We start from the raw sequence: 7,476 nt of genomic DNA, 5'->3' as shown, positions 1-7,476 counted from the left end.
CGCCCGGACACCCCGGCCCTCGCCGTCAACGCGTCCTGCCCCGCTTCATCTCCAGGGCGGCCCGGCCCTCCGCACCCCTGCGCTTCCACTCACGCAGGGTCTCGGTGCGCAGCCGGGCGTCCGTCTTCGCCGCGATGCGGTGGTTCTCCCGGAGCAGCTTGCGGTAGCTGTCGAGACGCCGTTCGGACAGCGACCCGTCCTCGATCGCGCCGAGCACGGCACAGCCGGGCTCGGACTCGTGTGCGCAGTCATGGAAGCGGCACTGCCGCGCCAGGTCCTCGATCTCCGAGAAGACCTGGCCGACACCGGCCTCCGCGTCCCAGAGACCGACCCCCCGCAGCCCCGGGGTGTCGATGAGGACGCCGCCTCCCGGCAGCACGAGCAGGTTGCGCGTCGTGGTGGTGTGCCGGCCCTTGCCGTCCACCTCCCGCGCCTCCTGCACGTGCATCACGTCCTCGCCGAGCAGCGCGTTGGCGAGGGTCGACTTGCCGGCGCCGGAGGTCCCGAGCAGAACGCTCGTACCACCGCCTGCGATCGCGCGGAACACATCGACGCCCTCCCCCGTGGCGGAGCTGACCGGGAGCACCTGCACCCCGGGGGCGATGCGCTCGATGTCCTCGACGAGGTGGGACAGGGTGGCGGCGTCCGGTACGAGGTCGGCCTTGGTCAGCAGCACGACCGGGTGCGCCTCGTGGCCCGCGGAACGGACCCCGTCGCCGAGCAGGGCGGCGCCCGCGGTGCTGGACATGGCCAGCGCCAGGAACCGTTCCAGCCGCCCGAGGTCCAGCTCGACGGCGAGGGAGACACAGATGACGATGTGATCGATGTTGGTGGCGAGCACCTGTCCCTCGGAGCGCTGCGAGGACGTGGAGCGCACGAAGGCGGTGCGGCGGGGCAGGAGCGTACGGACGAACTGCGGGTCGCCGTCAGGGTCGACGGCCACCCAGTCGCCCGTGCAGACGATCCGCATCGGGTCACGTGGCACCACGAAGGCGGTGTCCGCCCTGAGGACGCCGTCCGGCGTGACCACATCACACTGACCGCGGTCCACCCGCACCACGCGCCCCGGCAGGAGTCCCTGCTCGGCGTACGGTGCGAAGGTGTCGGCCCATGCGTCGTCCCAGCCGTACGGGGCGAGCGGGTGCGACGGAGCAGAAGCGTGGGAACTGGCGAAAGACAAGGGAAACCCTTCACAAGGGCGGCCCCGGCACCGCGCGTTCAGGCGCGGAGATGAGACATGAAGGTCAGCCGGCGGCCGCAGGGGTGGGAACGATGCACTTCGGGTCGTGGGCAGTGCCCACCGCAACGACAGTCATCAATGTCCTCACCTCCTGGTTCCTCGAACTGCGCACACCTTAGCCTCGCGGCGCCCCGGACCGTCAACAGGTTTTCGGGGAACAAGGCACACACGGCGGATTGGTCAGACTTGCAAGAGATGTACCCGATCAGGTGATGTGCGTACACAAGGACCGGTCTCGGGCCGTTAGTGTGCGGGACATGACCTCACCCAAAGCCGCCACCGCCCCCTATTCCCCTGCCCAGTTGGGCACACAGATCCTGATCGGCTGGAGCGGGTCGAATCCCGGAACGGGGCGGGAGACCGCCTTTCTGCTCACCTATTCGCTCGGCGACGGAGCGGACGGGCCGGAGGCCGGTGAGAGCGCGGCGCGCACGGCCCTGGAGCGCAGCGGCCTGCGGGTGGGCGGCGAGACGCTGGACGCCTCGGATCTGCCCAGCCTTCCCGTGAAGCTGCTCGTCCAGGCCGGCCAGGCAGTCGTGACGCTGCCTCACTTCACAGCGCAGTGCACCATGCCGCGCGAGTGGCTGGACGCGGCACGGTCGGAGGGCAGGGTGCACGGGATGTTCGCCACACGCCCCTGGCCGGCGGCCGTCCCCGGGCAGCCGGTCAGCGAGGAGCTGCTGCGGTCCTTCGTGACCGACCCGGAGGTCATCAGGACCTCCGCCCACTGCCTGATGCCGGTACGCAGCCTGGGCTGACCCGCTCCCGCGTCAGCGTCGGCACGGCGATGCCCACCACCCCCGTGGAGTGGTGGGCATCGCCCTGCGTGCGGCCGGGAGGTCTGGGCCTCCCAGCCGAATGCGGGCGGTCCACAGGCAGTACGCCCGGGGCCGCCCGCATTCGGTGGTGTCAGTTGTTGCCGACGCCGTTGCCCGAGAGCACCGGGATGTCGCTCAGGATGTGCGACAGGGGCTCGTCACCCTTGGCCTGGGTGGAGTTGTCCGTGCACTGCTGGTTCTGCGGGTTGGACAGGACGTTGACGTCCTGGACCGCGATCGGGATGGCACCGATCAGCGAGCCGACGTTGGCCTTGACCGGCAGGGCGATGCAGGGCTTGTTCAGCGAGCCCTGGACGAGGCTGAGCTGGGGGCTCTGGTCGCCCTTGGTCTCGCTGTTGCCGTACTCGGACTCGGCGCCGTTTCCGTTGACCGTGGTGGTGCCGTGATCGTCGCCGATCGCCATGGCCGAGGGGGCCGCAGCGGCGGAGAGACCGATCAGGGACACAGCCACAGCAGCGCCGGCCAGAATCTTCTTCATTACGCTTCACCTTTCGGAGCGTCCCGTTGTGGAACGTACTGATCAACCACAAACGGAGGGTTTGGTTCCGCTCTACCACTCGAACGAGTTGGATCCGTTTCCCGGTCGACGTGGCCGCTACCTGCCGCTCCCCTCCGTCCGGGCGGCGGGGACGAAGGTTCTCGCACGCCCCCACACGGAACCGCTGGCCTCCGGAGGGCCTGACGACGTGTCCGCCCGGCTGGCGCCGGCCTCGGGCCGGGCGGCGTCCCGCCATTCGGCGAGCAGCCGGTCGTAGATGGGCGTGGAGCTCTCCGGCAACCGGTCACGGCCGGACGCATGATGACTGTCGTACGGGTCCATGAGGCGCACCTACCCGGCCGCCCGTGCTCCGTCTGCCGGAACTGCGGCAGACGGAGCAATTCCCGCACTATCGGGCTACCCGACGTGCAGACCGGAAGGATCCGGGACCGGCCGCGGACGGATTGATGGGGCCGGTCCGCCCCGGCCGGCCGACCATCGGTCGGTCGCGCCACGGAGGGAACGGCCCCACGCGTCTTCATGAACTACGACAAGGCGGGAATCGGTGCCCCCTGGCCGGAACGGGCACAGGGGAAGCCGGAGTCACGCAGGGTCAGTTGTTGCCCGCGCCGTTGCCCGAGAGCACCGGGATGTCATTCAGGATGTGCGAGAGAGCCTCGTCGCCCTTGGCCTGAGTGGAGTTCTCGGTGCACTGCTGGTTCTGCGGGGAGGACAGGACGTTGATGTCCTGGACCGAGATCGGGACGAGCCCGAGGAGCGAGCCGACGTTGGCCTTGGCCGGCAGGGCGATGCAGGGCTTGTTGAACGACCCCTGGATGAGGCCGATCTGCGGGCTCATGTCACCGTGCGTGCTGCTGTTGCCGTAGTACTGGTCGGAACCGTTGCCGTTGACCGACGTCGTGCCCGTGTCGTTGCCGATCGCCATGGCCGAGGGGGCCGCAGCGGCGGAAACACCGGCGACGGATGCGGCGACTGCCGCGGACGCCAGAATCTTCTTCATCATGAACGTGCCCTTCTGGTATTTCTCTGTTGCCCGCCTGTCCGGAGCAATCTGAACAACTCCGCCCGGGCCGTTTCGGTTGCGCCATTTCACCCGAACGATTCCCCCGGCCGGATCGCCGCGCAATGCGCGGAGGCCGGCCGGTGAAATGGCGCGGCGTGAAGCGGCGGCCAGATGCCCCGCGACGGATTCAGCCGCCCAGGGGGAGCCCGCCGAGCAGCGGGCCCGCCGCCTCGGCGACATCGGTGGCCGCCTCGGCCGACTTGCCGACCGTGCCGTCCTCGTGGACCGCCTCGGCCGTCTGCCCGACCGCACCCACCACGGGGTTCACCACCTGGTCGGGGATCTGCGGTGCGGTGGAGGTCAGCTCGTTCACGCCGGTGGTGAGGCTCATCCTGGGTGCCGTGGGGGCCGTGGCGGCGACGGCGGGAGCCGCGACCCCGACAGCTGCCACGGAACCTGCGACGAGGGCGACGGTCTTCGCGTACTTCACTTTCTCAAATCCCTTCTCCGGCGGCATCCGCCGCCTTTGTCAGGGACAACGATCAAGTGGTGCACGGGGAAACTGCGAGTGACTGGATTTTCCGGTGCACGACAAAAGGCCCTGGAGCACCCGTGGTGCTCCAGGGCCTCCTCATGGCGAGCCGTCAGCTCGGCGGGTGAACGCTCAGCGGTTGACGCAGACGTTGCCGAACGCCGGGTTGAGCAGACCGATCACGTTGACGGTGTTGCCGCAGAGGTTCACCGGGATGTGGATCGGGACCTGAACGACGTTGCCCGACAGCACGCCCGGGGAGTGGACGGCGACCGCATCGGCACCGGAGTCGGCCATGGCCGGGGCAGCGGCACCCAGCGCCATGAGGGTTCCGACGGCAACGGCGGCAACCTTGGTGTACTTCACTTTCGTCCCTTTCTGCAGCGGAGTTCTGGACGGACACGTCTTTCGTGCCGCACGGGCGATTATCGAAATGCGCTCGTGACTCCGAACTGCAATCCCTAACAATGTGCGGGCGGCATCGAAACGCTATGACAGCTGTTTCCCGGGAAACCGCCCGAATGCTGCAGGCCCGGGCCGCACGATGGAGGAGTGTCGGCGGCCCGGCCCAGTCGTGGAGGCCTGGTCAGCGGTTGCCGGCACCGTTGCCGGAGAGAACCGGAATGTCCGACAGGATGTGCGACAGCGGCTCGTCGCCCTTGGCCTGGGTGGAGTTGTCCGTGCACTGCTGGTTCTGCGGGTTGGACAGGACGTTCACGTCCTGGACCGCGACAGCGGCCAGCAGTCCGAAGAGCGCACCGGCGTTCGCCTTCACCGGCAGGGCGATGCAGGGCTTGTTCAGCGAACCCTGCACGAGGCTGAGCTGCGGGCTCTGGTCACCCTTGGTCTCACTGTTGCCGTACTCGGACTCGGCGCCGTTGCCGTTGACCGACGTCGTGCCCGTGTCGTCACCGATCGCCATGGCGCTGGTCGCCGAGAGACCGAGGATGGAGGCGGCTACGGCACCCGTAGCCAGAACCTTCTTGATCACGATGAACCCTTCTCGTACCGAGTGCCCCGCAGCGGAGCCCCCTGATCAACTCGCCGCCGGGCGTTTGGTTCCCCCCGCTCGGCTCCGTTCACCCGAATGCCCGGACATCACCGCGGGACGAACACCCGTACGTGACCCTTTCGGGTGGTTACAGAATTTCCACTGATCTCCAAGTTTCCCCCGCAGCCCTCGCGTCGTTATGAAGTCGTCCGCGTCGATGGAATGACCGCCATCAGGGTCACCGCCCACGCGAATTTCCCGGAGAAGGGCACATAATGCGACAGGTTCTGAACAAAAGCATGATCGTCATGGCGGCGGCGTCGGGCATCCTGACCGCCGCCGGCGGTTATGCGCACGCCGACTCCTCGGCCGACGGTGTCGCCGCGAACTCGCCCGGTGTCGGCTCGGGCAACGCCGTACAGGTCCCGGTGCACGTCCCCGTCAACCTCTGTGGCAACACCGTCAATGTCATCGGCCTGCTGAACCCGGCCTTCGGCAACTCCTGCGCGAATGTCAGCTCGGGTGACAAGCACGGCGGCGGGCACGATGACGCCTACGGCGAGGGGAACGGCCACAAGGGCTCCGGTGCGAGCGCCGACGGCAAGGCCGTCGGTTCGCCCGGCGTCCTGTCCGGCAACCTGGTCCAGGCCCCGGTACACATCCCGGTGAACGCCTGTGGCAACAGCGTCGATGTCGTCGGTGCGCTCAACCCCGCCTTCGGCAACTCCTGTGCCAACGAGAGCGGTTACGAGCACGAGCACCCGCCGGTCGAGCCGCCGGTGGTGGAGCCCCCGACCGTCCAGCCGCCCACCTCGAAGCCCCCGGTCGCGCCGCCGGTCACCGAGCCCCCGGCCCAGGAGCCGCCGGGCGGCAACCCCGGCCCCAACACACCCGACACGCAGCTTGCCCAGACCGGTGCGGGCGAGATCGGCATGGCCGCCGGTGCGAGCGCCGCGCTGCTGCTGGGCGGGGCGGTGCTCATGCGCCGCACCCGCGGTTCGCGCAACTAGTCCGGCACGACGAGGAAGGGCCGCCCNNTGCGGGGCGGCCCTTCCTCGTGTGCGGGAAACGGACTCAGACGCGGGACAGGCCCGCCCGGTCCAGGTACGCGGCGATCACGGTCGTCTCCGCGGCGTCCAGGCGGCGCATCGGCGGGCTCATCACATTGGTCGTGATGACGCCGCGCAGCATCAGCGCCGTCTTGAAGGCGCCCAGTCCCGCCGCCGTCGCCGAGGCGGTGCCGGGTACGGCGGCCGTGACGATGTCGAACAGCGCGACGAGCCGGTCCTGTTCGGCCTTTGCGGCGGCCCAGTCACCACGCACAGCGGCCTCGTGCAGCCGCACGTATCCGTGCGGATCCACGTTGCCCAGGCCGGGTACGGAACCGTCGGCGCCGCCCAGCATCATCGCGTCGACCACCAGTTCGTGGCCGGTCAGGACGGAGAACCCCGGCAGGCCGCGCGCCCCGATGGCCAGTCGGCGGAAGGAACCGTCGTCCCCACTGGAGTCCTTCACACCCGCGAGCACCCCTTCCGCCGCGAGCGGCAGCAGGAGTTCGGGGTCCAGCTTGCTGTGCACGCAGACCGGTACGTCGTACGCGAGGAGCGGCAGGTCGACGGCCGCGGCGATGTCCCGGAAGTGGCGGTCGATCTCGGTGGCATGGGTGCGCGTGTAGAAGGGCGCGGTGGCCACGACCGCGTCGGCGCCGAGTGCGGCCGCGGCACGGGCCCGCTCGATGGTCCGGTTGGTGGTGGTCTCGATGGCGCCGACGAGTACCGGCACCCGGCCCGCAGACGCCGCGGTGATCACCTTGATGACCTCGTCCTGCTGACCGGGTGTCAGGTACGCGGTCTCGCCGGAGCTGCCGAGGGCGAAGAGGCCGCTGACACCACCGTCGAGGAGGTGGCCGACGACCCGCTCCAGGGAGTCCCGGTCGAGCTCGCCGTCCTCGGTGAGCGGGGTGACGACGGGCGGGATCACTCCGGAGTAGGTGGTGGTGGGGGCGGTCATGCGGTGCTCCTTGCGGGCAGTACGGGGGTCCGGTCCACGGAAGGGGACGCGGGGGTCTGGGGGTGGACGCAGTGCCAGCGGTGCTCGCCGGATCCGAAGGTCTCCGCGGGGAAGGCCGTGGAGCACTCGGCGTCGGCCTTCCAGCAGCGGGTGCTGAAGGGGCAGCCGGGCGGGGGGTTGGTGGCGGAGGGCACCGGTCCGGTGAGGACGATGCGTTCCGTCGCCTCCAGCAGGCTGGGCGTCGCGGAGAGCAGCGCCTCGGTGTACGGGTGGCTGGGGGTCCCCGCAACGTCGGCTGCCCGGCCCTCCTCGACGATGCGGCCGAGGTAGAGGACGGCGATGCGGTCGGCGAGGTAGCGCAC

11 protein-coding genes are annotated in these 7,476 nt (G+C 69.5%); 2 read left to right on the top strand and 9 right to left on the bottom strand.

Annotated features, from left to right (window positions below; genetic code table 11):
• Window positions 1–25: 25 nt before the first annotated feature.
• On the bottom strand, window positions 26–1,180 hold the full coding sequence (gene rsgA / locus BFF76_RS29625; protein WP_031099824.1) for a ribosome small subunit-dependent GTPase A: 1,155 nt from the start codon (window positions 1,178–1,180) through the stop codon (window positions 26–28).
• Window positions 1,181–1,497: 317 nt separating this feature from the next.
• On the opposite strand from rsgA, the gene BFF76_RS29620 reads away from it, so the two are divergent.
• Entirely contained in the window at window positions 1,498–1,998 is a 501-nt protein-coding gene (locus tag BFF76_RS29620) for a DUF5949 family protein (protein ID WP_065849458.1), read from the top strand.
• Window positions 1,999–2,149: 151 nt separating this feature from the next.
• Here BFF76_RS29620 and BFF76_RS29615 read toward each other — a convergent pair whose 3' ends face one another.
• The 6 genes from BFF76_RS29615 to BFF76_RS29590 all read right to left on the bottom strand — a co-directional run bounded on the left by BFF76_RS29615 (window position 2,150) and on the right by BFF76_RS29590 (window position 5,104).
• The gene (locus BFF76_RS29615; RefSeq protein WP_065849457.1) at window positions 2,150–2,557 is read right to left on the bottom strand and encodes a rodlin; all 408 of its coding nucleotides are present in this window, start codon (window positions 2,555–2,557) and stop codon (window positions 2,150–2,152) included.
• Between the two features lie 117 nt (window positions 2,558–2,674).
• Window positions 2,675–2,899: a hypothetical protein gene (locus tag BFF76_RS29610; RefSeq protein ID WP_065849456.1), complete on the bottom strand. Its 225-nt coding sequence runs from the start codon at window positions 2,897–2,899 to the stop codon at window positions 2,675–2,677.
• Window positions 2,900–3,170: 271 nt separating this feature from the next.
• Window positions 3,171–3,581 (bottom strand): rodlin, encoded by a 411-nt coding sequence (locus BFF76_RS29605; protein ID WP_031095340.1) that lies wholly within the window; start codon window positions 3,579–3,581, stop codon window positions 3,171–3,173.
• 187 nt (window positions 3,582–3,768) lie between these two features.
• Window positions 3,769–4,071: a hypothetical protein gene (locus BFF76_RS29600; RefSeq protein ID WP_065849455.1), complete on the bottom strand. Its 303-nt coding sequence runs from the start codon at window positions 4,069–4,071 to the stop codon at window positions 3,769–3,771.
• A gap of 174 nt (window positions 4,072–4,245) precedes the next feature.
• Window positions 4,246–4,479, bottom strand: coding sequence for a chaplin (locus BFF76_RS29595; protein ID WP_031095343.1), 234 nt, complete (start codon window positions 4,477–4,479; stop codon window positions 4,246–4,248).
• Window positions 4,480–4,699: 220 nt separating this feature from the next.
• Window positions 4,700–5,104, bottom strand: a complete 405-nt coding sequence (locus BFF76_RS29590) for a rodlin (protein WP_031095345.1) — start codon at window positions 5,102–5,104, stop codon at window positions 4,700–4,702.
• Window positions 5,105–5,379: 275 nt separating this feature from the next.
• On the opposite strand from BFF76_RS29590, the gene BFF76_RS29585 reads away from it, so the two are divergent.
• Window positions 5,380–6,114: a chaplin gene (locus tag BFF76_RS29585; RefSeq protein WP_065849454.1), complete on the top strand. Its 735-nt coding sequence runs from the start codon at window positions 5,380–5,382 to the stop codon at window positions 6,112–6,114.
• A gap of 64 nt (window positions 6,115–6,178) precedes the next feature.
• On the opposite strand, the gene BFF76_RS29580 is transcribed toward BFF76_RS29585, so the two are convergent.
• Both BFF76_RS29580 and BFF76_RS29575 read right to left on the bottom strand, forming a co-directional pair.
• A complete protein-coding gene (locus tag BFF76_RS29580; RefSeq protein WP_053929299.1) occupies window positions 6,179–7,114 on the bottom strand; it encodes a dihydrodipicolinate synthase family protein in 936 nt (311 codons plus the stop codon).
• Window positions 7,111–7,476: oligopeptide/dipeptide ABC transporter ATP-binding protein (locus tag BFF76_RS29575; protein WP_141695698.1), on the bottom strand; the 366-nt coding region annotated here is incomplete at its 5' end. The genes BFF76_RS29580 and BFF76_RS29575, both read right to left, overlap by 4 nt.

The sequence above is a fragment of the Streptomyces mutomycini genome, from assembly GCF_001700505.1.
Classification (GTDB): domain Bacteria; phylum Actinomycetota; class Actinomycetes; order Streptomycetales; family Streptomycetaceae; genus Streptomyces; species Streptomyces mutomycini.
Note: the sequence above shows the minus strand (reverse complement) of the source record. Positions and strands in the feature narration are given on the sequence as shown.

What these genes read in the sequence shown, in the direction of transcription:
- BFF76_RS29620 (WP_065849458.1), top strand. Translation starts at nt 1,498, where the DNA reads ATGACCTCACCCAAAGCCGCCACCGCCCCCTATTCCCCTGCCCAGTTG.
- BFF76_RS29615 (WP_065849457.1), bottom strand. Translation starts at nt 2,557, where the DNA reads ATGAAGAAGATTCTGGCCGGCGCTGCTGTGGCTGTGTCCCTGATCGGT.
- BFF76_RS29610 (WP_065849456.1), bottom strand. Translation starts at nt 2,899, where the DNA reads ATGGACCCGTACGACAGTCATCATGCGTCCGGCCGTGACCGGTTGCCG.
- BFF76_RS29605 (WP_031095340.1), bottom strand. Translation starts at nt 3,581, where the DNA reads ATGATGAAGAAGATTCTGGCGTCCGCGGCAGTCGCCGCATCCGTCGCC.
- BFF76_RS29585 (WP_065849454.1), top strand. Translation starts at nt 5,380, where the DNA reads ATGCGACAGGTTCTGAACAAAAGCATGATCGTCATGGCGGCGGCGTCG.
- BFF76_RS29580 (WP_053929299.1), bottom strand. Translation starts at nt 7,114, where the DNA reads ATGACCGCCCCCACCACCACCTACTCCGGAGTGATCCCGCCCGTCGTC.